Annotated in this window: 22 protein-coding genes and 3 pseudogenes; 11 read left to right on the top strand and 14 right to left on the bottom strand. The window is 50.9% G+C overall.

All coding sequences use genetic code 11. The features are described from left to right. Nucleotides 1-45: 45 nt before the first annotated feature. On the top strand, nucleotides 46-1,080 hold the full coding sequence (locus CMR03_RS11535) for an alpha/beta hydrolase (RefSeq protein WP_096011615.1): 1,035 nt from the start codon (nucleotides 46-48) through the stop codon (nucleotides 1,078-1,080). Between the two features lie 46 nt (nucleotides 1,081-1,126). Here CMR03_RS11535 and CMR03_RS11540 read toward each other — a convergent pair whose 3' ends face one another. From CMR03_RS11540 to CMR03_RS25565, 6 genes and pseudogenes are all read right to left on the bottom strand, one after another. Then, a complete protein-coding gene (locus tag CMR03_RS11540) occupies nucleotides 1,127-2,599 on the bottom strand; it encodes a mannitol dehydrogenase family protein (RefSeq protein WP_096011616.1) in 1,473 nt (490 codons plus the stop codon). Between the two features lie 1,461 nt (nucleotides 2,600-4,060). Next, complete coding sequence (locus tag CMR03_RS11550; RefSeq protein WP_096011618.1) at nucleotides 4,061-5,311, bottom strand: aromatic amino acid transporter; 1,251 nt, start codon at nucleotides 5,309-5,311, stop codon at nucleotides 4,061-4,063. A gap of 154 nt (nucleotides 5,312-5,465) precedes the next feature. Then, nucleotides 5,466-6,566 (bottom strand): annotated as a pseudogene (locus CMR03_RS11555) (tyrosine phenol-lyase); the annotation flags it as partial. Nucleotides 6,567-6,668: 102 nt separating this feature from the next. Beyond that, nucleotides 6,669-7,328: a DUF2931 family protein gene (locus CMR03_RS11560; protein ID WP_063876930.1), complete on the bottom strand. Its 660-nt coding sequence runs from the start codon at nucleotides 7,326-7,328 to the stop codon at nucleotides 6,669-6,671. After that, nucleotides 7,319-9,193, bottom strand: coding sequence for a phospholipase effector Tle1 domain-containing protein (locus tag CMR03_RS11565; protein ID WP_096011619.1), 1,875 nt, complete (start codon nucleotides 9,191-9,193; stop codon nucleotides 7,319-7,321). The genes CMR03_RS11560 and CMR03_RS11565 overlap by 10 nt, the downstream gene beginning before the upstream one ends. Before the next feature lie 79 nt (nucleotides 9,194-9,272). After that, nucleotides 9,273-9,588, bottom strand: a pseudogene (locus CMR03_RS25565) (recombinase family protein); the annotation flags it as partial. Between CMR03_RS25565 and CMR03_RS11575 the strand changes: the two are divergent. Next, nucleotides 9,585-9,793: pseudogene (locus CMR03_RS11575) on the top strand (Tn3 family transposase); the annotation flags it as partial. The pseudogenes CMR03_RS25565 and CMR03_RS11575 sit on opposite strands and share 4 nt — an antisense overlap. A 138-nt stretch (nucleotides 9,794-9,931) precedes the next feature. On the opposite strand, the gene CMR03_RS11580 reads toward CMR03_RS11575, so the two are convergent. Then, nucleotides 9,932-10,894 (bottom strand): D-threonate 4-phosphate dehydrogenase, encoded by a 963-nt coding sequence (locus CMR03_RS11580; RefSeq protein WP_244181377.1) that lies wholly within the window; start codon nucleotides 10,892-10,894, stop codon nucleotides 9,932-9,934. 16 nt (nucleotides 10,895-10,910) lie between these two features. After that, nucleotides 10,911-12,191 (bottom strand): D-threonate kinase, encoded by a 1,281-nt coding sequence (gene dtnK / locus CMR03_RS11585; RefSeq protein WP_244181374.1) that lies wholly within the window; start codon nucleotides 12,189-12,191, stop codon nucleotides 10,911-10,913. Between the two features lie 144 nt (nucleotides 12,192-12,335). Between dtnK and CMR03_RS11590 the strand changes: the two genes are divergently transcribed. From CMR03_RS11590 to CMR03_RS11615, 6 genes are all read left to right on the top strand, one after another. Then, nucleotides 12,336-13,481 (top strand): iron-containing alcohol dehydrogenase, encoded by a 1,146-nt coding sequence (locus tag CMR03_RS11590; RefSeq protein ID WP_096011622.1) that lies wholly within the window; start codon nucleotides 12,336-12,338, stop codon nucleotides 13,479-13,481. Between the two features lie 18 nt (nucleotides 13,482-13,499). Next, nucleotides 13,500-14,384: a dihydrodipicolinate synthase family protein gene (locus tag CMR03_RS11595; protein WP_063876935.1), complete on the top strand. Its 885-nt coding sequence runs from the start codon at nucleotides 13,500-13,502 to the stop codon at nucleotides 14,382-14,384. A gap of 77 nt (nucleotides 14,385-14,461) precedes the next feature. Further along, the gene (locus CMR03_RS11600) at nucleotides 14,462-15,883 is read left to right on the top strand and encodes a sodium:solute symporter family protein (protein ID WP_063876936.1); all 1,422 of its coding nucleotides are present in this window, start codon (nucleotides 14,462-14,464) and stop codon (nucleotides 15,881-15,883) included. A 1-nt stretch (nucleotide 15,884) separates the two neighbouring features. After that, complete coding sequence (locus CMR03_RS11605) at nucleotides 15,885-17,042, top strand: sialidase family protein (RefSeq protein WP_096011623.1); 1,158 nt, start codon at nucleotides 15,885-15,887, stop codon at nucleotides 17,040-17,042. Nucleotides 17,043-17,046: 4 nt separating this feature from the next. Further along, nucleotides 17,047-17,517, top strand: coding sequence for a NanQ anomerase/TabA/YiaL family protein (locus CMR03_RS11610; protein WP_096011624.1), 471 nt, complete (start codon nucleotides 17,047-17,049; stop codon nucleotides 17,515-17,517). A gap of 1 nt (nucleotide 17,518) precedes the next feature. Then, nucleotides 17,519-18,199 carry an SDR family NAD(P)-dependent oxidoreductase gene (locus CMR03_RS11615; RefSeq protein ID WP_096011625.1) on the top strand — a complete coding sequence of 227 codons (681 nt, stop codon included), beginning with the start codon at nucleotides 17,519-17,521 and terminating at the stop codon, nucleotides 18,197-18,199. A gap of 175 nt (nucleotides 18,200-18,374) precedes the next feature. On the opposite strand, the gene CMR03_RS11620 is transcribed toward CMR03_RS11615, so the two are convergent. Further along, nucleotides 18,375-18,776 carry a cupin domain-containing protein gene (locus tag CMR03_RS11620; protein WP_063876940.1) on the bottom strand — a complete coding sequence of 134 codons (402 nt, stop codon included), beginning with the start codon at nucleotides 18,774-18,776 and terminating at the stop codon, nucleotides 18,375-18,377. Between the two features lie 253 nt (nucleotides 18,777-19,029). Here CMR03_RS11620 and CMR03_RS11625 point away from each other — a divergent pair, with 253 nt between their 5' ends. Further along, nucleotides 19,030-19,827 carry a MetQ/NlpA family ABC transporter substrate-binding protein gene (locus CMR03_RS11625; RefSeq protein ID WP_096011626.1) on the top strand — a complete coding sequence of 266 codons (798 nt, stop codon included), beginning with the start codon at nucleotides 19,030-19,032 and terminating at the stop codon, nucleotides 19,825-19,827. 56 nt (nucleotides 19,828-19,883) lie between these two features. On the opposite strand, the gene CMR03_RS11630 is transcribed toward CMR03_RS11625, so the two are convergent. Next, nucleotides 19,884-20,591, bottom strand: a complete 708-nt coding sequence (locus CMR03_RS11630) for a phage antirepressor KilAC domain-containing protein (protein WP_063876942.1) — start codon at nucleotides 20,589-20,591, stop codon at nucleotides 19,884-19,886. Nucleotides 20,592-21,023: 432 nt separating this feature from the next. Between CMR03_RS11630 and CMR03_RS11635 the strand changes: the two genes are divergently transcribed. Together CMR03_RS11635 and CMR03_RS11640 are read left to right on the top strand one after the other, a co-directional pair. Then, entirely contained in the window at nucleotides 21,024-21,458 is a 435-nt protein-coding gene (locus CMR03_RS11635; RefSeq protein ID WP_063876943.1) for a 6,7-dimethyl-8-ribityllumazine synthase, read from the top strand. A gap of 87 nt (nucleotides 21,459-21,545) precedes the next feature. Continuing rightward, the gene (locus CMR03_RS11640) at nucleotides 21,546-22,019 is read left to right on the top strand and encodes a nuclear transport factor 2 family protein (protein WP_096011627.1); all 474 of its coding nucleotides are present in this window, start codon (nucleotides 21,546-21,548) and stop codon (nucleotides 22,017-22,019) included. Between the two features lie 257 nt (nucleotides 22,020-22,276). Here the strand turns inward: CMR03_RS11640 and CMR03_RS11645 are convergent, their stop codons facing one another. The 4 genes from CMR03_RS11645 to budA form a co-directional block, all read right to left on the bottom strand. Then, nucleotides 22,277-22,729: a hypothetical protein gene (locus CMR03_RS11645; RefSeq protein WP_063876945.1), complete on the bottom strand. Its 453-nt coding sequence runs from the start codon at nucleotides 22,727-22,729 to the stop codon at nucleotides 22,277-22,279. Between the two features lie 224 nt (nucleotides 22,730-22,953). Beyond that, a complete protein-coding gene (locus tag CMR03_RS11650; RefSeq protein WP_096011628.1) occupies nucleotides 22,954-23,727 on the bottom strand; it encodes a (S)-acetoin forming diacetyl reductase in 774 nt (257 codons plus the stop codon). Between the two features lie 31 nt (nucleotides 23,728-23,758). Beyond that, a complete protein-coding gene (gene alsS, locus CMR03_RS11655; RefSeq protein ID WP_063876947.1) occupies nucleotides 23,759-25,438 on the bottom strand; it encodes an acetolactate synthase AlsS in 1,680 nt (559 codons plus the stop codon). 15 nt (nucleotides 25,439-25,453) lie between these two features. Beyond that, on the bottom strand, nucleotides 25,454-26,236 hold the full coding sequence (budA, locus tag CMR03_RS11660) for an acetolactate decarboxylase (RefSeq protein WP_096011629.1): 783 nt from the start codon (nucleotides 26,234-26,236) through the stop codon (nucleotides 25,454-25,456). Between the last annotated feature and the right edge of the window lie 9 nt (nucleotides 26,237-26,245).

Here is a 26,245-nt window from a genome sequence, read left to right on the forward strand (position 1 = left end):
ATTTCTCAACACCTGGCTTTTCTCTTAACTTAACCGGGAATAATTATGAATCTATGCCACAATTTTTTAATGGGTGGACTGGCAGCGATAATGACGATGGGAGGTGCAATGGCGACAGAACATCATGATCTGACGGGTTACCGTGAGGGCGCAAAGGTGATTCAGGTAAAACCCGTACGTAACCAGATCGATTCCCTCAACGGCGTCGTCTATTCACAAGTCACCACTCTGCGATCGGTCAGGCAGCTGCATATGTCGCTTCTGGTGCCACGGACGCAGGCGTTAAAGCCCGCTATCATTTATTTTCCGGGCGGCGGTTTTACCAGTGCCGATCACGATAAGTTTATTCAGATGCGTATGGCGCTGGCAGAGTCTGGTTTTGTTGTGGCGGCTGCAGAGTATCGGGTCGTACCTGATACCTTCCCGGCGCCGGTGGTGGATGGTAAAGCGGCGGTCCGCTACCTGCGACAGCATGCCGAGGATTACGGCATTGACCCTGAACGCATTGGTGTTTTAGGCGACTCGGCAGGCGGTTGGCTGGCACAAATGCTCGGCACCACCCAGGGGGAAACGTCATTCGATCGCGGCGATTTCACCGATAAATCCTCCGATGTCCAGGCGGTCGCAACCTTATACGGTATATCCGATCTCCTGAATATTGGCGAAGGGTACGCCGATGACATTCAAAAGGTTCATCAGTCTCCCGCCGTGACCGAGGCGCTACTGGTGCATGGCGCGGCTTTCCGTGACTTTGCTGGCGCAAGTATCATGGACGATACGACTAAAGCACGTCACGCCAGCCCGATGGGGCATTTGAGTAACCCTAAACCGCCCTTCCTGATTATGCACGGTGATAACGATTCGCTGGTATCGCCCCATCAAAGTGCACAGTTATTTGATGCCCTTAAAAAGGCGGGCGAGAAGGTAGACTACGTCGTCGTAAAAGGTGCAGAGCATGGTGACCTGGTTTGGTATCAGCCTGCCGTGATCGATGAGGTTGTGAACTGGTTTACCCGTGAACTCAAGCCAGAAACTGGCGCAGTAACTGATACATCTACCGATCCAAACAGCACGCTTTGACGCACAGGCAAGCCACTCAACGTGGCCTGCCTGGCAGAGGGGCAATTTAGCCTGAACAACGCTGCGTAACCGACATGGCTACCGCCTCTTTCGCCCCTTTATCCAGCAGAAGCAGATAGGCAGCGGTTATCTGCTTCACAAAGTACGCATTATTTGGCAGCGCCTCACCAAAAATGGCGTCCAGATTTAATAACGCTTTGACTCTCGGCTCGCCTTCGGCACTGGATTCTACAGCCGCTTTTAACACCGGCAGGAGCGGATCGCTCACGTCAATGGCTTTTTCCTGCTCATCGACGCCTGAGACATAGCGTATCCAACCAGCAATTCCCAGGGCAAGCAGGTCAAAATCACTTTCGTTCCTGAGATGCCAGCGAACGGAGTCAAGCCAACGCTGAGGCAGTTTTTGGCTACCGTCCATGGCAATCTGCCAGGTGCGGTGCTTCAGGGCGTGATTATCATAGCGCTCAATCAGCAGGTCAGCGTAACGGGCAAGATCAACGCCCTGCACGTTTAGCGTGGGTGCCTGTTCTTCCAGCATCAATGTCCGGGCCGCAAGACGAAAGTATTGATCTTGCATACAGTCACAAATATGTTCATAGCCTGCCAGATAACCCAAATACGCCAGAAATGAATGACTGCCGTTCAGCATACGTAACTTCATTTCTTCATAAGGCACAACGTCCTTAACTAATTCTGCCCCGGCCTTTTCCCACGCCGGCCGTCCTGCGACAAAGTTATCCTCTATTACCCACTGCCTGAAGGGCTCACAGGCTACCGCCACCGGATCCTCAACCCCGATCACCTGTGCGATTTTTTGCAAACTTTCCTGTGTCACCGCGGGCACAATACGATCCACCATAGTGGAAGGGAACGTGACGTGCTGTTCGATCCAGCTTGCCAGTTCGGGCGCTCTTTTCCGGGCGTAGGCGCAAACCACGTTGTTGATCACCCGACCATTCTCAGGAATGTTATCACACGACATTACGCTGAATGCAGGCAGTCCCGCCGCTCTGCGCCGGGCCAACGCCTCGACGATGATGCCGGGTGCGGAAAGCGGTTGATGGGGCTGCTGTAAATCAGACAGGATGAGGGGATGATCAAACATCAATTCACCGCTAGCTGGCGAATGGCAGTAGCCTTTTTCGGTGATGGTTAACGACACAATGGCGATCTGTGGCTGACACATTGCGTCAAGTACGGCTTCAATGCCATCAACCTGCGCGTGCAGTGCTTGCCTGACGACGCCCACAACCCTTCCTGTCCATGCATTCGAGGACATCTCCGCCACGGTATAAAGAAAGTCCTGATGCTTAAGGTCGGCAATCTGCTGTTCTCCCCCTATCAAATTGACTTCGATATAGCCCCAGTCACTACCCTGTTCGGCAGCAAGGATATCCGCATAGACGGCCTGGTGAGCACGGTGGAAGGCACCACATCCGAGATGCACGATTCGCGGAATCAGTTTATGACGATCCCATTGGGGAACGGTGGCGTTAGCCCGGCGTAATTTATTTGGCATTGTAATCTCTCTGTTAATTAATAATTTGGACTCGATTAATTTCTGGTTATTTTGCTGTTGAATAGATGTGTAATTTTCTGACTTAGCAACATAGTTAACATTCGTTATTATTAAAGTTAATGGGATGTATTAAATAAGTCATTCAGGAGTGGCATGAGAAGTGCGTTGATATGATCCCAGCCATAACCTGGATCATAATAATTACCGCCTCAACACATGCGCCCACTACCATACCAGATGCAACGAATAAATGGTGATATGCGCCCAACAAATTGAGGTCACACCTTTCGCATCGTTTTTATCAATCAAAATAAGTTAACAGGGCTAAATGATGGGTTAAGCTGACCCTATTCAGGCGATTACATTAATATTTACTTTTTAGCAGGAGGCGTTTTTCGATCACCCTTTTTCGGTCGGGTAAATCCTTTCGGAGTAAGATGCATTCTGCCCAGGGAAGTTAACAGATGATAAAGTACAGCCACAATTGGCGAAGAGGACACATTAAATTAACATTGCGTCTGAGAACGCTGATTCAGGGACAAGCCGTGCATTAGAATGTTAATTACTTACTCCGCTAAATTATTAACTTCATATTGTTAAATTTTTATAGCATGGATGTATGTCACATTTTTTAATTTTATTGTTTTTTTGAGACATCAATAGCATCAGGTAGCACTGATTCCTCAATGCGTCGTCGGGTTACAACGCATAATTTTACCTGTGTTCATGACATTCATGAACCCAGGAGGACATCATGTGGAAATTGAATTCAGTGATTGATATGCAAGGGACAAACCCTTACCTCGTATTTGTCAATAACGCGGGGGATACCCGGCTCCTACCCTGTAAAGATATTAGTCCCACTTCCTTAAGAACCATGAATTTTTATGAACTCGAAAATTTCCTTTACGCTGAACAGGTAAAAAATACCAATAAGGCAGAAAAACTATCGACATTATCCTGACTTTTTCTGGCCCTCTGATTGCTCTGTCTGAGGGCATTTCTTATTACAGCCCCTGGTTCATACGACTCTAACCTGGCATGTAGATGCGGTGGTGAAGAGATGAGTTTCTGGAGATTCAGGCAAGATTCCGTGCAACGTCGTTGATACAGCCGCAAAGTGTCACGCACTCACCCTGCTATCTGTTATCGCAATTCTGTCGATGACGCTGTTTGCGCTTTAGCCGCCGACGCAGTCTGAGCTTTCTCAGCACCCTCACCCTGAGCTTACGCCAAACGGTAACTGAGATGAGTGGCTGCTGAAGACTGAGCAGTGTCAAAAACATCGCGTTAACGTCCTCTCGTTGCCGTTTGTCACCCCTCATCCGGCAAAGGGCAGCAGATTAAACGGACCGCGTTCGCGGTACAGGGTGACGATAAAATCCCCCTCGCACGCCTGTTTGGCATCCATGACCGGCTAAGACTTTGCCCGGCCAGGCGCCTGTTTCCCGCACGTCTTACTTAGCCAAACGAAGGTAGCCATCGCAAGACATCAAGGATGACCGTCAGGTAGACGAGACTGCCTGCGGCTATCACCAGATTAAGAATCAGGTTATTACAAGGCGCTGTATAAGCTGCGGTTGGAAAACGCTTACGGGCCGCTTTGACCAGAACAGGGGGAAGGATGACACTCCAGATGGTAAATGCCAGCCCGGCATAGCCAATTGCGCGTATAAAGCCATCAGGCAGGAAGTAACAAACGGCCGCAGGAGGCAAATAAGTGACCAGTGCGGTCTTTAACCTGCCTGGACGGTCGTCAGAGAAATGAAAAAGATCGGCAATATAATCGAAAAGTCCAAGCGTTGCGGCTAACAATGAACTGGCTACGGCAAAGTTACCAAAGAAGGTGAGAATAATATCCATATACTGATGGGTAAATAACCCACTCAGGGCGTCCACGAAGACGTCAATATTTCCCCCTTTGGCAATAATGGGTGGAAAGTCGGCGCGAGGGATATTTCCCATTGTGACGGCTAACCAGAACAGATAAAGCAGCAGTGCGAAAGCGGAACCGATAAAAATCGAACGCGTGATATTCTTAACGCCTTGTGTGCCATATAACTTCACCAGGCTAGGTACGTTACCGTGGAAACCGTAAGAAATAATACAGAAAGGCAGGGTCATTAAGACATAAGGCAGGTATTGCGTATCAGGCAGCGCCAGCGCGGGACTGTCGATCAGTTTGGCCCCGTCGACATGCCATACCAGACCGGAAAAAGTAGCAAAAAACGCCAGAAACTTACCGATAATGAGCACCGTTGTGATACGACCAACTAAAAGCGAACTGTACCAGGCGATGCCCCCGACCAGCAGACTAACGATAACCACCGATAACCGGGCCGGAAGATGAAAATCGCTATATTTTTCCACTGTCTGGGACAGGACAGCAGAGGAGCCAGAAATATAAGCATAAGTTAAAATATATAATACAAACCCGAATGCAATACCGACGACCCCATTCCATTTATGACCTAATAAGTCCTTGGTGAAGGTGTTAAAACTCGCGCCACCACCATAATGGAGGTTAACCTCGACCAGCATTAAACCGGTTAACAGCATCATTACCGCCACAACGATTAAAATAACCGATGCTCCCGGAAACCATACGCCAGCCATAGCAACAGGAAGAGAGAACATTCCTCCACCGATAACGGTGGCAATGATAAGCATTGTTCCACTGAGCAAACCGGGTGTTGTTTTATTAATATCCATGAAAAAATGCTCCTGTTGACTCTTTATTATCATTTTGGCGTCATTCTTGATGATGTGGATACTAAACTGTTAACAGCTGACCTGTCATTAAGGCAGGTCCGAAATAAAATCCTGTTTATAAAAAACAGGCCCCTGTCAGGGGACCTGAATCGTATTAAATATAATCAAAGCGGGCAGTAAAGAAACGGAGCTGTTTGGGTTCATAAACAAACCTCAAACCGCGAATATCGTCTTTGTGTTGATACAGTTTAATGATGCCATCAGCAACAACATCCATGTGTGCGTAGGTGTAAACACGGCGTGGAATAGCCAGGCGTACTGTCTCCAGTTTGGGGCGGTGGTTTTCCCCCGTTTCTTTACTGCGCCCGGCGGAAACGATGCCACGTTCCATGCTACGCACGCCGGTTTCCATATAAATGCTGGCTGCCAGACTCTGTGCCGGAAACTGATCCTGCGTCAGATGGGGGCAAAAACGACGGGCATCAAGAAATACAGCATGTCCACCCGTCGGTTCGACAATAGGTACACCGGCATTACGGAGCTTATCTCCCAGATAGCGCACCTGTTTCACGCGATGTTCAATGTATTCATACTGCATGGCTTCACGCAACCCAATAGCCATGGCTTCCATATCACGACCGGCCAATCCGCCATATGACGGCATCCCCTCATAAACCACAACCAGCTCTTTCGCGGCCTGGAACATCTCGTCATCGTTCATGCACAGGAAGCCGCCGATATTCACCAGACAGTCTTTTTTGCCACTCATGGTGCAGCCATCGGCATAGCTGAACATTTCATGAACGATATCTTTGATGCTGGTGTTCTCGTATCCGGCTTCCTGCTCTTTAATGAAATAGGCATTTTCAACGCAGCGTGTCGCATCGTAGAAAATCTTAATGCCATATTGACGGGTCATTTCATGTACGGCACGCATATTTGCCATTGAAACGGGCTGACCGCCTGCCAGGTTCACGGTGACCGCCAGGCAGATATAGGCTATGTTATCCGCGCCCTTTTCTTCGATGAGTTTGGCTAATTTATTGAGGTCAATATCGCCTTTGAAAGGCACCTTCAGGCCAGCGTCGTGCGCTTCGTCACGAACAATATCCACAAAGGTTGCGCCGTTTTTTTCCTGATGGAATCGGGTCGTTGTAAAATACATATTCCCCGCAACATATTGACCGGGCTTAATGGCCAGCTGCGAGAGCAGGTTCTCTGCTCCGCGCCCTTGATGCGTGGGAACAATATGTTTGGGGTCAATTTGGGTATTGGAAATTATTGTACGTTAAGGCTTAAACTTGACCTCCAAGTCCCAAAGGATCTTGGGAAGATCCCCCAGGGCTCAATAGCAAGCTTACCAGCTACCATAAGGATACTTTTTCCCTTTGATAAACTCCTCGGTATCTTTTCCGTACTCATAGCCGTTAGAAAACCGCGTTATTCCTTTGCACATATCTAATTTGTCCCCTGAAACGGTTTTAAGGACTGACGGTTTGACGCGATAATTTGGCTCAGAACTAATCCCCTGCAACCAGACGGCGACTTTTCCCTCCGGAGCCAGACCAATTTGCACTCTGTCGTAATACGCAGTTCTTCCCCGATAATTCCTGTAATCACTCGGCCTGAGCATTTTCTCCAGTATGGGTTTAGGGATTGTCAGTGCGGTCTCATACACTTTTTTATCGATAATAGAGTCCCAGCAAAAAATAATATGTCTGGGAGGTCGTTTAACGTGATTCCAGTAGCCACCAGACACACGGTCTTTGTCGTTCCACTCACCGATAACGTCGGGTAGAACAGATGTACGGTTCAGGGTATTAAATTCATAAACTTTGCCATCGGCATCCTGAACAACGGCGTACGTCACCAGTGCGGGCAGCGCCTTAGGTGTGAAAAAATCAAAGGTCCACTCTACTGGCTCATCGTTTTGAGGGTCACTTCCGGGCAACGACTGCCCCTGACAGGCCGTCAGAATGAGCAACGGAAACAGCCAGGCCACACGAATTATTTCCATATTTTATTCCCATCCATATTATAAACTGTCCGCTGCCAGCGCTCGTCTGGCCGGTTGGTAAATGTTACCAGCTTCGCTGGTCTGACTGCACCGCTGATACTTCCCCGACCGTCTCTCACCACGCTGTTCCAGTTGGCTGAGCAATGGATATATTTTTCGGCCAGCATCAGAATTTCCGGCGTGGTAAAGCCGGGGGCTGACTTACCACTCCTTATGGCACGGCCCATCACGATTGCTTTTTCACACAGGCTGTTCAGTTCTGGCCGGAGTGACAGGTTGTCGTCTTTAGGTAAAATAGGGGAAAATTCCACCCCGGCATCCTGCGCCGCATCGAGCATCACTCGCAACACCACCTTCGACCAGTCGTTACGCGTCGGGCGATCGATAACCAGCGCAGCGCCGCTGCGTTTCTGTAGCGATCCGTAACGATCTGCTGGCAGTCTGTCGTCATGCCAGGTATCGACATTCACCTCCACCGCATTCAGCAGTGGCGCTATCGCGGGGTAACCGTCCATCGCTGTAAGCTCCCCGCAGGTCTGTTGATAAATCCGCGTTTCTGTGTCTGGTGTAGAAAGGGGAACGGTTTCAAAATCGGGTCGGGTAAGAAAACATAATTCATGCTCATCGGGATTGTAGCCGCCGCCTATGTCAGAATGCACCCCGGGAAGGGCCAGCTCCGGCCACGCCGGTTTCACGCTATTCAGCGCGAAATTGAAGCGGCATTCGTGCTGCGCAGTGATATGGAATACTTTATCAGCAACGCCCGGACGCAGCGCCAGATTGACATCCCCGGTATCGGCGCTGTGCGGGTTGAGGCCGTTAACCGGTGTCCCGATGGCGGCTACGGTATCAAATATCCCCAGAAAGCGGGTTTTGCCCCCGGACGTACCGGAAAAATCAATACCATTCAGACTGGCTTTAATCGCCGATACAATGGCTCTGTCCTGACTGAATATCCGGTTGGCAAAGTGGCGCGCCGCCGCCGCTCCCCGGCTGAAGCCGAAAATATCAAATTGCAACTCTTTGATGGTGCAGAACCGGGCATCTGTGTGTCTGTCTAAATAGCCCTGAATACCGGCAGCCAATGCTGCGACTGCTTTATCGGTTTTACTCACTACGCCGGTATCGCCCCGGCCAGTGCCCATTCCGTAAGTGCTGTCGCCAGCCCCGTCTTCCGTACCGATACCTTCAATATAAATGGCGTACTGTCCTGCCCCTGTATCAGTTTTTATTTCCGGGTTATAAAGCGTATAGAGCCAGTGCACGTTACTGTAGTAGCCGATATAGCTTCCGGCGGCAGTACCGCTGACTCCGCGATTCAGCTGGACACACTGCTCTAGCGCAGACATAGATTCTGCATCATTCATTCCGTAATGTTCACCGGAACAGGCGGCCTGACGGGCACCGCTGTTATTCGCATTGTTGCCAGTGCCATCAAAGAATACGCCGATGGTCAGCGTGATATCCCGTTTCTTCTTCGCGACCTGCGCTCGCTGTTCAGGCTCTGACTGCTGGGCTTGTTTTTTCGCCTTCTCAGACCGTTCGGCCAGCCGTCCGGCGTTGCAGTCGCTCTCGTAGGTGTGCGTCTGAACTGACGGAATAAATCGGGCGCGGCAAGGGCAGGAACTATAGCTGTCCAGTGAACCTGCCCACTCTTTCAGTTCATCGCCCACTTCATAGGAATCCCCCATGCCGCCGCACACCCGGAAGCGCCCCTCGTGCTTACCGCAAGTCACCGGGTCGCCCTCCCTGACCTGCTGCCGCTCTATGCCACCGATTTCGTAGGTGTCGTCAGACGCACCGGAAAGGATCCGTCCCCCGCAGGTGGTTTTATCCAGGTGATACAGATAAAATCCCGTAGTCATAATCCCTCATGAATGTAATGGTTATAAAATCAGCGCATCATACCTTAATCATGTCTTAACCAAAATCTTCGGCTTATGATTACCGGTACCATGCCTGGATACGGCAGATTTGCGAAGGACCGTACTCCGTGCATCCGCTGTTTCCCGGATACTGAGTTTCTTGACCTGCCGGTAGTACAGGACTTTATGATGACGCTCCTGTTCGGCCTGTTTCCTCTATATTTACCCAACGTATTTACGCGTTCAATTTCCTGTTTTTGCCGCTGGCGGCGGCTCAGCCAGTCCTTATGCGAGATTACGGCCATCAGATCGAAAAGCATATTATTTATAGCGGTTATCACGGCGCCGGTAATCGGGTCGGCCTGCGAAGAGTCTTTATCTGACAGTGCCTGCCAAAGCACTGAGGGAAACTGGCCGTATTGAACGAACGCTGTTTATGCTCGACTGGTTCCGCGATCCGGCACTGCGTCGGCGGGTACGGGCTGGTCTAACTAAAGGAGGAGCCGTAACGCGCTTGCGCGTACGATATTTATGGAAAGAGCGGTCGATGCCCTGAAGCGTAAAGCTTTAAATATCAACGAGCTACTGCTGCCGCATTTAAGGCTATCAGTGTCACCTGTTGAGATAACAGTTTTGTGGCAATACTGGCTACAGCAATCACTAATATGATCACTAAAGAAAAGGCGATGTATGACCATCGCCTGAGTGATCAGAACGTATTAACACCCGATGCGTTATTTATTCTCGGGTAATTTTCATCGCCATATCGATTGATATCGCCATGCTCTCGGGATTCGCCTTGCCTGTCCAGGCAATATTGAATGCGGTGCCGTGATCGGCTGAGGTGCGCAGGAAAGGCAATCCTGCCGTGATATTCACACCGTCGTAAAAACCGAGGAGCTTAAGTGGGATATGTCCCTGATCGTGATACATCGCGACAACGATGTCATACATACCTTCATTACACTGCATAAATACGGTGTCCGGCGGACAAGGGCCATAAACATCAATGCCCTGCGCTTTCATTGCGTCTATAGCCGGCGTCAGGATTCGAATCTCTTCATCACCAAACAGACCATTTTCGCCAGCGTGTGGGTTTACGCCTGCAACCGCAATACGCGGCTGGGTGAAGCCAACCCGGCGTAAAAAGGTATCGGCGATTCTGATGACCGTTTCCACCCGTTCCTGACTGAGCGTATCCAGGAACTTACGCAGCGAAATATGCGTGGTGACGTGGATAACCTTCAGCTTATCGGTGTACAGCACCATCGAATAATCTTTGGTGTCCGTCAACATCGCGAGTAACTCGGTGTGGCCGGGATAATGATGTCCTGCAAGGTGCAGCGCTTCCTTATTCAGTGGCGCGGTAGCAATCGCTTTGACCTCGCCACGCATCGCCATTTCGGTTGCTCGCTTGATGCACCGATAGGCCACATCACCGGCTTCGGGCTGAACCACACCACACTGCAACGCCTCCGGATGGGCAACTTTCTCATCAATAATGTGAATGATGCCCGGCGCGAACTGTGCCTGATCCACCTGCTCAATAACTCTGAGTTCAACCTGAGGTGTGATATTCATTGCCAGTATACGGCGGAAAGTCTGTGCGCAGCCGATAACCACCGCGGGTGAGCCATTCAATGGCCCTTTGGCTAAAGCCTTGATAATGATTTCAGGACCGATCCCTGCAGGATCGCCCATTGTTATAGCAACAGTATTAGTCACCTGTTTTCTCCTCAACGAAACTCAAAATTTTTAAGAGGGTGGTTTCATCACCGAAAGCACCGGCTTTAGTAAATACAGTCTGATTCCAGTCACAGCCAAGTAAGCGCCCGTAGGGAACACAACCTGCAGCCCTGCCCCGAATTCTGAATCCTGTTGCGCCCAATGCGGTTGCGGTTGCAGTCGCGACATCACCACCGGAGAGATACAGTGCTTTTGGTGGCGTGATGCGCATGACCGAATGGACCAGTTCTCCAAGCAGAAAACTGATTTTTTCACCCAGTTGCTTACGGGTAATGCCACGTTGTTCACACAGCCTCTGTATATGTTGCCTGTCGCCACTGTCACAGCAGGTATGAACCAGACAATGTGAGCCATGACGAAGAATGCAGGTAATGGCCTCTCTGAAACGATCGCTACCTTTCTCCAGCAGTTCAGCGGTATCGATATAGACGTGTTCAACTCGCGGATGTTCTGCGGCTAGCACCAGTTGTCTTTGAGCGACTTCACTCATTGAACCCACCACAGCGAACAGGCCTGGGTACTTTTTGGCTGACGTAAAATAGCGAGCAAAAGCATCACACAGCCCAGCTGAGCCTACCAGCAACGGCTTTGGCCGTAACGATGCACATATTTCTACGATGTGATCCAACTCAGCATCAGTTTTTGCATCAACGATGAGGGCGGTCATTCCTTCGCGCACCTCTTGCGCGTGCCGGGCAAGATCGCTGCACCTGACGTTAATGCAGCTAATGCCACTCTGTTTTTGCACAATGTCACTGATATCTGCACTCACGATCGGGGTTTTTGGATCGCTGGCAAATTCCGTCGCGGTGAGCAACTTGCCGGAAACCAGACATTCACCGTTTTGCGTTGTTCGTCCTGCTGACGGAAACGCAGGCGCAATGACCGCCAGATTGATGCCGGTTGCCTGCAACACTGCCTCTGTTTCGGCTCCGGGATTACCTCGCATCGTCGAATCGATCTTTTTGATAAACCACTCCACGGTCATACCGGGTTGGTCTGCCAAAAGTGCAGTCATGTGGTTTGTGACTTGCTGTGCGGCATCGCTCGCTGAATACGCCCTGCTGTCGCTGTTCAGCACAATCGCCTGAGCCTTACTCAGATAGGGCTTTTGGAAAATGACATCCACGACCATGCCCGCTTCAGCCAGCGAAACACCGGCATCATTCGCGCCGGTGAAATCATCGGCCAGCACAATGCATTTTTTTTGATTACCCGCCTGCACCGTCATTGGATCTCCAATGCTACTCATCCGTCATTTGATTATATTCAATCACAATCGATTATATGTGAGCAAGATCAATTTAATAAAGCCTTATTTTATTTATAAATTTAGTCACTGAGTGAATGCGCTACAGCAGCATGAAGAATTTCAGTCAAAAATGGGGAGAAAAACGTGGCATTAATTAACAGTACAATCTTAAGCGGTTCCAACGCGATAAACGCCCTCACGCCAGTCGTGGTGGGCCGTAACCGACTGCTGGTTTTGACAGACAAGAACATTGTGAATTTGTCCGCGACTCAGCAAATTCTGGCACTGCTGGGCCAGGATGACCGTCATGTTGAACTTATTGATGATGTTCCCGCTGAGCCAACGCATACCGATGTTGAGGCCGTGCTGACGCGCGCGACAGGCAAAACCTATGATTTGGTGGTGGGCATTGGCGGCGGAAGCGTTTTAGATGTGGCGAAGCTCCTCTCTGTTTTATGCCATGCTTCCAGCCCGTCGCTTAAGGCGCTGCTGGACGGTCAGAAAATCGAAGCCCGTTTGCCCTCGCTGCTCATTCCTTCTACTGCGGGCACCGGATCGGAATCGACACCCAATGCGATTCTGGCCATTCCAGAGAAAAATACCAAAGTGGGCATTATTTCTCCTGTGATGCTGCCCGATTATGTTGCCCTGCTACCCGAACTGACAACCAGCATGCCGGCGCACATCGCCTCTTCAACGGGCATTGATGCGTTGTGCCATTTACTTGAATGCTACACCGCCACCATTTCTAACCCTGTGGGCGACAACGTGGCGTTAATGGGTCTGCATAAATTATTCCGTAATCTCGAAACATCCGTTAATGAGCCGCATAACCTGAACGCAAGGCTGGAGATGCTGTGGGCTTCTTATTATGGCGGCGCGGCGATTGCCCATGCCGGCACTCACCTTGTGCATGCGCTTTCTTATCCGCTGGGCGGGACCTGGCATCTGCCTCACGGTGTCGCCAACGCCATTCTGCTGGCACCCTGCATGAAAGTCGTGCGCCCGTTTGCCGTGGAAAAATTTGCCAACGTTTGGGACCTGATTCCGGATGCCGATACCACGCTAAGCCAGGAAGAGAAATCCCATGCGCTGGTCGACTATCTCGCCAAATTAGTTAAACGACTCAACCTGCCGGATAACCTTGAAGCCTTAGGTGTGCCTTCAGATGACATTGATTCCCTTAGCGAAGCGGCTCTGAATGTGAAGCGGTTGATGAACAATGCGCCTTGCGTGGTCAGCCATCAGGACGTGGCTGCGATTTACCGGACGCTTTTCCCAACGGTTTAATTTAAAAAGGAGTGGGCAATGAGTAAAAAAATTGAAGGTGTGCTAACAGCGATTGTTACCCCTTTTGACAAAGAAGGTGAGCTTAATCTTGATGAGCTTAAACGTCAGGTGATTCGTCAACTGAATGCGGGCAATGGGATTTTCTGCGGCGGCACTAACGGTGAGTTTTTTGTTCTGAATGAAAAAGAGAAACTTACTGTTACTGAAACCTGTGTCGATGAAGTATCAGGACGCGGAAACGTCGTTGCACATATTGGTGAGATCTCTACCCGTGAAACCATTCGCTTAGGTAAACAAATTGAGAAACTGGGCGTAGACGCGGTTTCGGTTATTACGCCTTACTTTGTTCCCCTCAATCAACGCGAACTGATTAACCATTATACGGCTATCGCCGATGCCCTTTCCGTCCCGGTTTTTTTGTACAACATTCCGGCCAGAACGGGCAATACCATTGCGCCAGAAACGGCCCGCATACTGGCTGAGCATCCCAATATTATTGGCGTAAAAGACAGTGCGGGAAGCTACGAAAGCCTGAGTGGATATCTGGATGCGGTGAAGGATAGCAAAGACTTTGCTGTCCTGAACGGGCCGGATTCGCTTATCCATCAGGGTTATGTAGACGGCTGTTCAGCCTGTATTTCAGGTCTGGCTAACGTTGCGCCCCGTCAAATAAATGATATCTGGTCCCGGTTCCACGCCGGAGATATCGACGGATCGCGATTGGCACAAGAGCAGGTAACGGGTTTACGCACCGACCTTTATAAAGTGGCCTTTTCACCTGCAGCGGTAAAAAAAGCGTTGCAGATTCTGGGCCATAACGTGGGCGAAAGTCGTTATGCGATTCATTTTGATGCCGCTCAGGAAGATGAAATCCGCAGAATCATCAACCTCTACCTGAAGTGATAATAAGAAGTAATAAATCGTAAATACAGGGAGTACACCCTGCTCCCCGAATTTATCTTGTTATATCTGAGGCTATAATGAAAACTTTCAACGCTCAGGACACCCTGATAATTATTGGCATTGTGGTGGCTTATATTGTCTTTACCACCTGGCTGACATTCCGATTACGCAGTAAAAACTCTGGCGATTTTATGGAAGGCTCCAGAGCCATGCCAGCCTTTATCGTTGGTATTCTGCTGATGTCAGAATATATAGGCGCAAAATCCACTATTGGGACTGCTCAGGCCGCTTTCGAAGGCGGTATCGCCGCGTCATGGTCTGTTATTGGTGCCGCAATTGGTTTCCCGTTATTTGGTATGCTCCTGGTAAAACGTATTTATAATACCGGCAAGATTACCATTTCAGGTGCTATCGCTGAAAAATACGGTAACAGTACTAAAAATATCATTTCACTGATCATGATTTATGCCCTGCTCCTGGTCAATGTGGGAAATTATGTGAGTGGTGCCGCTGCTATCGCGACGGTATTACACGTCACCTTACCTGTTGCCGCGTTTATTACGGCCGTGGTCAGTACCTTCTATTTTGCGTTTGGTGGTTTGAAAGGGATTGCCTGGGTCACCATGCTGCACAGCGGATTAAAGTATTTTGGTGTGCTGGCCATTTTATGGTTTGCCCTGTCGCAAACGGGCGGCCTCAAGCCAATGATCGACGAAATGCCCGCTTATTACTGGACCTGGGACGGGAATATTGGTGCGTCAACAATCTTTGCCTGGCTCATCGGTACCATTGGTTCGATTTTCTGCACGCAGTTTGTGATTCAGGCCATCTCCTCAACCAAAGATGTTAAGTCTGCGCAGCGTTCAACCTGGATTGCTTTCCTGTTCTGTATGCCGATTGCCCTGGCGATTGCGGTGATCGGCGTGGCCGCTAAGTATCTGCATCCCGACATTAACAGCCTGTATGCAATGCCCGTGTTCCTGCAGGACATGAACCCGTGGCTGGCCGGTCTGGTGACGACCTCGCTGGTTGCCTCCATCTTTGTCAGCGTCAGTACTGTAGCCCTGGCGATTGCCTCACTGGTGGTGAAAGATTTTTATGTGCCTTACTTCAAGCCGTCACCTGAGCAGGAATTTAAAACCACCCGCTGGTTATCGCTGTTAATTGGCTTCCTGCCGCTGATTTTTGTTCTGTTCGTACCGGAAGTCCTGAAGCTCTCTTTCTTTACACGTGCTATTCGTCTGTCTATTACCGTTGTCGCGGTGATTGCTTTCTACGCGCCATTTTACAGAAGTACCCGTGGCGCAAACGCGGGACTGATTGGCGCCTGTGTTGTCACCTCCATCTGGTATCTGTTAGGGGATCCGTTTGGTATTAACAACATGTATATCGCGCTCCTGACGCCTGCGTTAATCATGGCTATTGATCATATGATCCCAAGTAAAGCCAGAACCCAAGCCGCTGAAGACGCAAAAACTGCAGCAAGCAAAGGAGAATAAAATGACTGTAACCGTAATTCGTGATGGCCATGTGAAGCCATGGGAAAAAGATGGCCGAGTGCTGACGGCAATGTTGCCTTCGTCGTGCCCGCAAAACCACGCGGCAAATATTTTGCCGCTTCACGATGGTTCCCTGCTCTGTGTCTGGTTCGGCGGCACGCAGGAAGGGATTGCTGATATCTCCGTCTGGTGCTCGCGCTTGCCGGCGGGAAGTGAGACCTGGAGCGAGGCGGTAAAACTGTCTGACGATCCAACGCGTTCTGAGCAGAACCCTGTGCTGTTTCTCGCGCCCGATAATGTGCTGTGGCTGTTATGGACAGCGCAGGTATCCGGCAATCAGGATACCGCGATTGTCAGATACCGCCAGTCCCGCGATCTGGGTAAAACCTGGGGGCCGATTGACACCCTGTTAGATAAGCCAGGAACGTTCATCCGTCAGCCTATCACCGTGCTTGAGAATGGTAACTGGTTACTGCCCGTCTTCTACTGCCGCACTCAGCCGGGCGAAAAGTGGGTTGGTAATGATGATATCAGCGCGGTGAAAATTTCGTCCGATCAGGGCAAAAGCTGGCGGGATGTGGTGGTGCCGGACAGCCTGGGTTGCGTGCACATGAACATCACCGCCTTAAAGGACGGCTCGCTTGTTGCCCTTTATCGCAGTCGCTGGGCAGATAATATCTATCTCAGCCGCTCAACCGACGGCGGTGAAACCTGGTCAGCGCCTGAAGCCACCGTTCTGCCTAACAACAACTCCTCAATTCAGGTGACAACGCTTCAAAGCGGCGAACTGGCCCTGGTGTTTAACAATATGAGCGCGGCCGGAGCCACGGAACGTCGTGCCTCTTTGTATGATGAGATCGATGATGGTGATGGCAGAAAAGAGCCAGAAACTACCGGCCGTGCCGCATTTTGGGGGGCACCACGCGCGCCCATGACCCTGGCTATTTCGGCTGATGGCGGCAAGAGCTGGCCATGGCAGAAAAACCTGGATGAGGGCGATGGTTACTGCATGACCAATAACTCGCAGGAGAAGCTTAACCGTGAGTTTTCCTATCCAAGTATCAAACAGGATGCTGAAGGCACATTGCATATCGCTTATACGTATTTCCGTCAGGCGATCAAATATGCTCGCGTCACGCCAGAGTGGGTGAAGGAATAGTCAGATGATGATTGGAAACCTGAACGCCCTGCCAATGGCAGGGTTACCGGATAAACTGTTAGCCCTACTCCAGTTACCCGAATGCTCACTTGAGGCATTAGCAGCAAAAGACATCGGTAAGTGGCAACCGGAAAAGGCTGAGTGGTTTTGTAATATCCAGCAGGCCAGCACTCAGGATGCGGCATTACGACATACGGAATATCATCATCTTTGGGCTGATATTCAGGTGATGCTGGAAGGGGAAGAGATGATCAACGCGGGAATGCAGTCGGTGGCCGATGCCGGGGATGAAGAGAAAAAACCCGATTTGTTTATCACCAACCGAAGCGATTTGCCGGTGAGCATTGTGCTAAAAAAAGGAGATTTTGCGGTATTTCTGCCCGGTGAACCGCATCAGGCACTGTGTGCGGTAAACGAACCGATGACGGTCCGCAAAGCGGTATTTAAAGTACCAAAATCTATGTTGGGAGGCTGAGATGCGTCACGCTATCGTCACTGGATACAGCTCCGGAATCGGCAAAGCCATCACACAGCATCTGCTGAGTCATGGCTGGAAAGTGACCGGCCTGAGCAGAACGCAAGGTGAGATGACATCACCGAACCTTGACTGGATTGCCGTTGATTTAACGGACGCCGACCAGCTTAAATCGGCTATCAGCCATCTTGATACGCCGGATGCGCTGATACATGCCGCAGGGATGATAGTGGCCGCACCCTTGGGTGAGCTGGATGGCGCGGCCAGCGCGCGCCTGTGGTCGTTGCACGTTCACGCGGCGGAAGTCCTGGTCAATCACTTTGCGCCAACGATGCAGTCTGGCAGCCGGATCGTCATTATAGGTAGCCGTACCTCCCGGGGTGCCGCTAACCGTTCGCAATATGCCGCAACCAAAGCGGCGCTGGTCGGTATGGTCCGCTCCTGGGGAATGGAGCTGGCACCGCGTAACATTACCGTTAACGTCGTCGCGCCTGGCGCAACAGAAACGCCGATGCTCACCAAACCTGAGCGCGCCGCTTCGGCACCTATGGTGCCCCCGATTGGTCGCTTAATCCGGCCAGAAGAAGTGGCCTCGCTGGTGGGTTATTTACTCAGCGAACTTGCCGCGCCTGTTACCGGTCAGGAACTGGTCATCTGTGGGGGCGCATCGCTGAAAGCCTGAAGTGTGTCGCATAACAACATAAACCAGCCTTTATCGGCTGGTTTTTTTATCCGTCATTACCCTGAATGACGTCATCGACATAGCCTGCTCCCCGAAGGATTTCACGGCCTTGCTCCCTTATGGTTGGGCGGCACCGCGCTGCCAGTGCTCACCGACAACGGCATACCTCTTCCCGTTAAAATTCTTCAGGTTCGCCGGGAAGCGGGTCGGTCAGCTCCATCCCTTTCACCCCCGCATAGGTAATCACCAGCTCGGCAGGCGTGTTCAGCGTAAAGCCGCGATGTGCGCTGTTTACCGTTTCATTTAACGCTTCGCCAGCCTGAAAGGTTTGCTGTTCACCGGTTTCTTTATCCTCAACCACAAGCGTGCCTGACAAGATAAAGCACGCATTCGGCATGGGATGAGTATGCCACGGCAATGAGGTATGGGCCGGAAGGGTCAGGCGCATCACCGTCAGTTCGGGCTCCCCTTGCGGATAGGCTTCAATACGCTGACCGTTCCACGCCTGACTGCTTTTTAATACCTGCACGGCGACGATTTCTGAATCTGATGATTTATCGGGATGATTCCCTGACATGTTTGCTCCTGACAGCGAGTCGGCGATGCCGAAATGAGTGACGTGTTTAAACGTAGCTGATTATTTAGCGTGGTGCGGCCTGACTTCATAATGGATTTTTTCATGCAGAGGTCGTTGAGTCATGGATTATCTTGTGATGATTTTTTAAACAAATCAGGCGTTAATGGTTATATCTTATATCGCCACGTCAGTACGCAAGGCTGAGAATTTGTATTAGGCTTTTGACATCTTTTACTGATGGGAATAGCTACTAATGAAAGGTTTATTTACGGCGCTAATCGCCAGTTCCGTATTATTATTGTCCGCCTGTTCACCTGATAATGATCATAAAGTTAAAGTCGCGATAAACACCGGTCCCGATGAAGCGATCTGGCAGGAAGTGCAAAAAATTGCTAAAGACAAGTATCAGCTGGATGTTGAAGTCCTTAACTTCAACGATTACGTGCTGCCAAACGAAGCGCTCAATAATAAAGAAGTGGATGCCAACGCGTTTCAAAGTCTTCCTTACCTTGAAGAACAATCCAAAGAGCGTGGCTACAAATTTGCCGTCGTAGGTAAAACCTTTGTCTTCCCCATCGCTGCTTATTCTCACAAAATTAAAAACATCAGTGAACTTAAAGATGGCGATACCATCACCCTTTCTAATGAAGCCACGACGCTGGGCCGCAGTCTGCTGCTGTTGCAGGCGCAGGGCTTGATTAAGCTCAAAGAGGGCGTTGGTTACTTGCCCACCTCGCTGGATATTACTGAGAACCCTAAGCACCTGAAGCTGGTTGAAGTTGATACGCCGCAGTTAACCCGTACTCTCGACGACCCGAACGTCACACTTTCAATTATTAATACCAACTTCTCTGCTCAGGCGGGCCTGTCAGCCCATCGCGACGGATTGTTTATGGAGAGCGCCTCATCGCCTTACGTCAATGCGCTGGTATCACGCCAGGACAATAAAGACAGCGATAAGATTCAAAAGCTGAAGTCTGCTTTACAGTCTCCAGAAGTCGCGGCTAAGGCTGAAGAAGTCTACAAAGGTGATGCTATTAAGGGCTGGTAAACAGCCTGCCGGAGCAGGCCGCTTAATCGGCGGCCTGTTAACAACACCGGCAAGCGCTAAGCCGCCGCACCTTTGGTTTGTGTCGACAGATGCCCGGCCCACAGGTGGGCAATCCACCTGACGCCTTTAGCAGTAAAACGCGCCTGAGAGAAAGCATGCTGATTATCCGCCGTGCCTGAATGCAGCGTAAAGTAACCCGCCTGAAGATGATAATGTTGAGGCGTCAGGGTTCCCTTGTCACGGAACATGATATTACGCTCCAGCAGGAACTGACGGAAATCAGCCTCTTTGGCTTTCAGCATTTTACACAGCTGGCGAAAACCCAGAGAGGTTTCGACGTTAACAAAGTCGTCAAAAAAAGCGGCTTTAGGTGCTGACTCCGCCAACTGTTTCTCTGCGGCCCGCCGCTGTTCAAACTGTTCAGCCCAGGCACGCGCCGCTTCAGCGGGATTGGTGAAGTCAGGCAGATGAATGCGTTCTTCCAGGGCTTGCCAACGGTCAAGCGCATCGGCAGTAAAACCGGGCGAAAGCCGGGCGACGGCAAGCAGGGAGTCGCGTTTATTCAGGCAGAACTCCTGACGCATCTCACCCTGGCGCTCATAGAGATTGACTAAAAGCGGCTGGGACAGGCGCTGCGCCGTTTCAAGGCTTTTGATTAAACGTTTGACTTCACCGTGCGTGTTCCCGGTCATTTGGGCAATTTCACGGCTGGTCATGGTAATGGCATGATCCGTTGCTTTGAAGATTTCTGTCGACATCATCATGGGCTTTACCCCCTAATCATTCCAGACAACACCCAACGGGCAGTGGAATAATTATACAATTACCTGTTTAAATATCCAGTAGTATTTTTAAGCAGACACATAAGTGGAAAGCGTTACGCAAAAAGGGCGTTACGACATCGCTGTTAAGGCTGCTGCAAAAGCACCCCTTGCTGCACTAAGCCCCTGGCTATTGCAACAGTGGATGGCTGTAAAAGCTCATTAAAGGTAAGCAGGGTTTATTGACATCAGCTTATAATGTCGCCCTTACGTTAGTGACTTCACCTGCATTCCGCCCTCAGGCGGCTAGGTTTATTAAGAAGTGCTGAGCGAATCTGTCGTGCTGCTCATCAGACAGCTTTATTTTTTATTTGGGAGAAGGCGATCGTTTTGCGATTTCACGGGAGCCGGATGTCACGTTTACTGGAGTAAGTTATGCAACCGTTAAGAGTCGCCTTTATCAAGGCAAACTGGCACAGCGACATTGTTTCTCAAACCCTGGTTGGCTTTAATCAGGAAATGGAGAACAGTGGCACGCCTTACGCGATCAAAACCTGGGATGTGCCTGGTGCCTTTGAAATGCCGTTACTGGCACAGCGCCTGGCGCAAACAGGTCAGTTTGACGCCATCGTCTGTGCGGCATTGGTGGTAGATGGTGGAATTTACCGCCACGACTTTGTTGCTCAGGCCGTGGTCAGTGGCTTAATGCAGGCACAGCTTGCAACGAATGTGCCGGTATTTTCTGTCTCACTGACGCCACATAATTTTCAGCCTTCCGACGACTTCATTGATTTCTACACGGCGCATTTCGTGAAAAAAGGGAAAGAAGCAGCACGCGCGGTCTGTCAGGTTCACGCCATTTCGCTCTAAAACAGGCGCTATTTCGTCAGCCCCGCTATTCAGCCGGCACCCTGCTTTTGTGGTGCCGCTGAGTCTGTCAGGATTTCAGGAGACCCAATGGAAGCACAACGTCAGCCGTTACCGCCGTTTACCGATGTACAGGATGCGATAAAGAAAGTTCGCCTGGCAGAAGACGCCTGGAACAGCCGCGATCCGGAACGCGTTTCTCTGGCCTATTCACCCGACAGCGCATGGCGCAACCGAGATACCTTCATCACGGGCCGGGCCGAAATCGTGACATTTTTACAAGACAAATGGCAACGCGAAGCCGAGTATCGGTTGATTAAAGAGTTATGGAGCTTTCACGCGAATCGTATTGCCGTGCGTTTTGCCTATGAGTGGCACGACAGCCAGGCCAACTGGTTCCGCTCCTACGGCAATGAGAACTGGGAGTTTGATGAGAATGGTTTCATGGTGAAACGTTATGCCAGCATTAACGATGTAGCTATTACCGACAGTCAGCGACTGTTTCACTGGCCTCAGGGCCGTCGGCCGGACGATCATCCTTCACTCAGCGAGTTGGGGCTTTAGCCACGCATCCCTGAGCCGTTTCTGTTATCCGGTACGCCATATGAGCAGATTATTCTCTTTAAAAAGAGAACAATCGTCGTCACAGGGCGGTCTGATGCAGACGATAAGAACGGTTACAGAATGAGGTGGCCAGAAGCGCTGGAAGCGGTTGCTGAGCGATCAGCATGATGACGACAGCAACCTGAAATTATCTGTCTTCATGCAAACATCAGGCTTCTGCTGGGTGCCCTAAGCTCTCTCTGCCCCTCAAGATTAAATCAGCCCTGTTCCTGCTCTTGCGGCTGTGGTTGCGGCTGTTCAGTCTGTTTTGGCTGTTCAACAAACGTCGCCTTATTACGGGTCACCGTGTAAGCCACTTTTTTGACATCATCAGGTGACGTTGTCACCTCAAGTGGATCGATAGTCACGCGGCCCAGGCCAAACAGCGTGCGCACATAGCCACCGACTTCGTGTTTACCCGCAGCAACATGAACAATCTTGCTTTCACCATTTGGCAGTTCGCCTGCATCTTTGCCATCTACCGTCAGATAAATATGCGATCCGTCATCAGCACGCGTAATGACATGTGAAACATCAATCTGCGTTGGACCGGTTGTAAAATCATCGGCAGCAACGGCAGCATCAGCAGTGGTATTGGCGGCAGGATGTTTAGCACATCCGGCTAATGTGGTGGCGACCGCGAGTGCGGCAAAAAGATTACGATAACGCATTATAGCTGTCTGACTCCCTGGCAAATGAGCGCATCATTTTAGCGGTTTCAGCGCATGATGGAAGCCCGCAAACGCTCGGTATGCTCTTAAAATTGTCAGTAAACTATGGGAAAGGTAACCAGAGTGGTCATGGCAGGATAAATCACGGCAGCAAAGCGCGTTTCGGGCTGAGGCTCGTGTGGACTACGGGCAGTCTGGCGCACTGGCGCCAGACTTTTATCCGATCAGCTAAACACCATGCCACCGTCGACCAGTAACGACTGTCCGGTGATGTAATCAGAGTCCGGGCCGGCAAGAAAGGCGACACAGGCTGCGACATCTTCGGGTTCTGATAACCGACCAAGCGTGATTCTTTTCGCAAACTCCTGAGTCCCATAACCCACGGGTTTGCCTGCCGCTTCGGAAATCTGCCTGTCGATTTCCGCCCACATCGGTGTTTTAACAATACCAGGACAAAAGCCATTCACGGTGATCCCCACCGGTGCCAGATCCCGTGCGGCAGTTTGTGTCAGGCCCCGAACAGCAAACTTGCTTGAGCTGTAAACTGCCAGCTCGGGATTGCCGACATGCCCGGCCTGAGAACAGGCGTTAATGATTTTCCCACCGTGCCCTTCCGATGCGAACGCTTTTACCGCCGCCTGAATGCCCCAAATCACACCTTTGACGTTAACGTTGTAAACCTTGTCGATGACGTCTTCGGTGATTTCATCAATCGGCGTGGAGGGTGCGACACCCGCGTTATTGACGATGACGTTAAAATCACCCAAAACGCGGCGTGCTTCTTCTACCGCATGAAACACCTGATCCCGTTTTGACACATCAACCTTGATGGCCAGCGCACGGCTGCCTTCTTTTTCGATCTTTTCTGCGACCCGTGAAGCGGTTTCGATATTGAAATCAGCCACTGCAACCGCAAAACCGTCTTTAGCCAGACGTAAGGCAATGGCTTCACCAATGCCCTGACCCGCACCTGTAACAAGCGCAACTCGTTTTTTCATCATCGTTTCCTTATTCCATTTTCCATTGAAATCAAAGCAACTGACTGAGGTGTAGCTGACCCATCAGCAAATGGTTATCGGCATAATCCACTGGCACCGCCACCACAGCCGGCCCCTGCACATCCATCGCTTTGCGTAACGTTGGCTCAAGTTCAGATGCACTGTTCACCGCGAACCCTGCTGCACCGAATGCCTCTGCATAAGCTTTAAAGTCGATTGGGCCAAAGTTCACCCCTGAAACACGCTGGTATTTCTTCTCTTCCTGCATCGCCACCATGTTGTAAGCATTATCGACCCAGACAATGTGCAAAATATTCGCTTTCAGCCTGACCGCGGTTTCCAGCTCCATGCTTGATTGCAGGAAGCCGCCGTCTCCCGAAACCGAGACGACCTTGCGCTGTGGATCGACCAGCCAGGCGCCGATCGCCCAGGGTAGAGCAACGCCCATGGTTTGCTGTCCGTTGGAGATCATGATTTGCCGTGCACGGAAACTGTAGAGATAGCGGGCAATCCAGATATGGAAGCTTCCCATATCGACGGTCAGACTGACATCGCTGTTAATAATGTCCTGCATCGCGCGAACGATGCGCAGTGGATGAAGGGCAAACTGATTGAGGCTTGCCCCCTGCAAGGCAAGTAACTGCCGCTGTTGCTGACGATCGTCCAGTACGCTTGCAGCTTCATGGCTGAGTTGTAAAGGATGGGTGATACGTTCAGCCAGTTTACGCAGAGTCTCGGCAATGTTGCCGACCAGTTCCGCATCAGGCAGGTAGCGGTTATCCGTTTCTGCGGGCACCACATCAATGTGGACTAACGTCGCATTACCGCTGTTCCACATCGCTGGCTCATATTCAACCGGGCTGTAACCGATGGTAATAATCAGGTCCGCCTGTTGCAGCAGCTTGTCACCGGCCTGGTTGTTGAAAAGCCCAACGCGACCGGCAAAACGGGAAAAGTGTTCCTGGCGAATGGCACCTGCGGCCTGATAGGTACTGGTGACCGGAATATGGCTGCGGTTTAACAGATCGTGAATCGCCTCACTGTTCTCAGGCTGGCTGGCCATCAGGCCCAGTAAAATGACCGGGTTTTTCGCGTTGGCGATTTCACGGCTGACCGCATCAATCATGATGTCAGGTGCCGCGCCCAAGGTGATGCGGCCTTTACTGGTGAGCACTTTACCCGTTACCGGCTGATCAACAATATCCTGCGGCAGGCTGACAAATGCACCGCCGCCGCGTCCATGCTCTGCATGACGGAACGCGTTCGACACGCATTCCGCCAGCGCAGAAGAATCCGTCACTTCGACCGCATATTTTGTCACCGGGCGAAACATGGAGACGGTATCCAGGCTCTGGTGAACCTGCTTGGCGCTGTCGGAACGTTTGACCGCGCCGCCAATGGCCACCACCGGATCGCCTTCACTGGTGGCGGTAGCCATACCGGTGACCAGGTTTGAACAGCCAGGACCGGATGTCACCAGCGCCACGCCCGCATTACCCGTCAGTCGGCCCACCGCAGCGGCCATAAAAGCCGCATTGGCCTCATGCCGCACGGGGATTGTTTGAATAGTCGAATCCAGCAGAGAATCAAACACTTTATCGATTTTTGCCCCTGGAATGCCAAACACATGGCTGACGCCCTGCGCTTCAAGTTGTGCGACAACCAGGTCGGCACCGCAGGTCCAGAGATTCGTATCAGAGAGAGTTTTCATATTCAGACCTCGTCATTAGCTTTCGACAGAACGGATTGCGTCATCCAGGTTTTCTGGCGTCAGGTTGGCATTAAGAAAGTCGCTGTTTTCTGGCAAATCGATGACCAGTTTGCTGATGGCACCAAAGGTCAGCGTGCCCTGCTCCAGCACATAATCCAGGATATGGCCGCCACCGGTTCTGTCGTCTGTGATGAAATGTTCGTGATAGCCCGCAACATTGATACCTTGCATGTACTGCGGCGTGCGGAAACCAATGAGTTCACCGCTGCGGTGGGTGAATTCAAATACGGGTTGATTGCCCAGGACTTCAGGCATCGATCGATAGGGGCGGCACTGGCACGGAACGGTACGCGTCTGGACTGACGAAAAATGTCCACTTACACGCAGTGCACAAAACTGATTATCTGACGTGATTTCACTGTCAATAAGCTGATGCAGCTCATCGCGTTGCACCGCACGTTCAAAGACATGTTTATGCTGCGGCTGAAAAAAGGTCATTACCGCAAAGGGGGTTTTCTGATCGGGATCGGCAGGCCGGGCACTGCCATCGGCGCGCAGCTGATAAACGTTGCTGTCAAAAGCAATCAGTTCGCCATCCAGCTGATTAAAGGTTCCCAGGCCAAAATCGCCTTTACGCAATAAGTCCGCAATTCTGGTTTCACCATCATAAACCCCACTCAGTAGCGCACTCATCAGAGAGGTTTGATACATAACGCTTTCTGGCATGTTTTTCTGCAGTCTCTGGACAGTATCTTTTAGTTGATCCTCGCAGGAACAATCAGTTACAAAATTGCTCATCGGATGCCT

Source organism: Pantoea allii (assembly GCF_002307475.1).
Lineage (GTDB): Bacteria > Pseudomonadota > Gammaproteobacteria > Enterobacterales > Enterobacteriaceae > Pantoea > Pantoea allii.

Excerpts from the sequence above, each read along its gene's own strand:
- CMR03_RS11535 (WP_096011615.1), top strand. The coding sequence starts at position 46 with ATGAATCTATGCCACAATTTTTTAATGGGTGGACTGGCAGCGATAATG.
- CMR03_RS11595 (WP_063876935.1), top strand. The coding sequence starts at position 13,500 with ATGAGTAAAAAAATTGAAGGTGTGCTAACAGCGATTGTTACCCCTTTT.
- CMR03_RS11560 (WP_063876930.1), bottom strand. The coding sequence starts at position 7,328 with ATGGAAATAATTCGTGTGGCCTGGCTGTTTCCGTTGCTCATTCTGACG.
- CMR03_RS11645 (WP_063876945.1), bottom strand. The coding sequence starts at position 22,729 with ATGCGTTATCGTAATCTTTTTGCCGCACTCGCGGTCGCCACCACATTA.
- CMR03_RS11610 (WP_096011624.1), top strand. The coding sequence starts at position 17,047 with ATGATGATTGGAAACCTGAACGCCCTGCCAATGGCAGGGTTACCGGAT.
- CMR03_RS11540 (WP_096011616.1), bottom strand. The coding sequence starts at position 2,599 with ATGCCAAATAAATTACGCCGGGCTAACGCCACCGTTCCCCAATGGGAT.
- CMR03_RS11630 (WP_063876942.1), bottom strand. The coding sequence starts at position 20,591 with ATGATGATGTCGACAGAAATCTTCAAAGCAACGGATCATGCCATTACC.
- CMR03_RS11615 (WP_096011625.1), top strand. The coding sequence starts at position 17,519 with ATGCGTCACGCTATCGTCACTGGATACAGCTCCGGAATCGGCAAAGCC.
- CMR03_RS11550 (WP_096011618.1), bottom strand. The coding sequence starts at position 5,311 with ATGGATATTAATAAAACAACACCCGGTTTGCTCAGTGGAACAATGCTT.
- dtnK (WP_244181374.1), bottom strand. The coding sequence starts at position 12,191 with ATGAGTAGCATTGGAGATCCAATGACGGTGCAGGCGGGTAATCAAAAA.
- CMR03_RS11635 (WP_063876943.1), top strand. The coding sequence starts at position 21,024 with ATGCAACCGTTAAGAGTCGCCTTTATCAAGGCAAACTGGCACAGCGAC.
- CMR03_RS11600 (WP_063876936.1), top strand. The coding sequence starts at position 14,462 with ATGAAAACTTTCAACGCTCAGGACACCCTGATAATTATTGGCATTGTG.
- alsS (WP_063876947.1), bottom strand. The coding sequence starts at position 25,438 with ATGAAAACTCTCTCTGATACGAATCTCTGGACCTGCGGTGCCGACCTG.
- CMR03_RS11605 (WP_096011623.1), top strand. The coding sequence starts at position 15,885 with ATGACTGTAACCGTAATTCGTGATGGCCATGTGAAGCCATGGGAAAAA.
- CMR03_RS11565 (WP_096011619.1), bottom strand. The coding sequence starts at position 9,193 with ATGACTACGGGATTTTATCTGTATCACCTGGATAAAACCACCTGCGGG.
- CMR03_RS11620 (WP_063876940.1), bottom strand. The coding sequence starts at position 18,776 with ATGTCAGGGAATCATCCCGATAAATCATCAGATTCAGAAATCGTCGCC.
- CMR03_RS11640 (WP_096011627.1), top strand. The coding sequence starts at position 21,546 with ATGGAAGCACAACGTCAGCCGTTACCGCCGTTTACCGATGTACAGGAT.
- CMR03_RS11650 (WP_096011628.1), bottom strand. The coding sequence starts at position 23,727 with ATGAAAAAACGAGTTGCGCTTGTTACAGGTGCGGGTCAGGGCATTGGT.
- CMR03_RS11625 (WP_096011626.1), top strand. The coding sequence starts at position 19,030 with ATGAAAGGTTTATTTACGGCGCTAATCGCCAGTTCCGTATTATTATTG.
- CMR03_RS11580 (WP_244181377.1), bottom strand. The coding sequence starts at position 10,894 with ATGGGCGATCCTGCAGGGATCGGTCCTGAAATCATTATCAAGGCTTTA.
- budA (WP_096011629.1), bottom strand. The coding sequence starts at position 26,236 with ATGAGCAATTTTGTAACTGATTGTTCCTGCGAGGATCAACTAAAAGAT.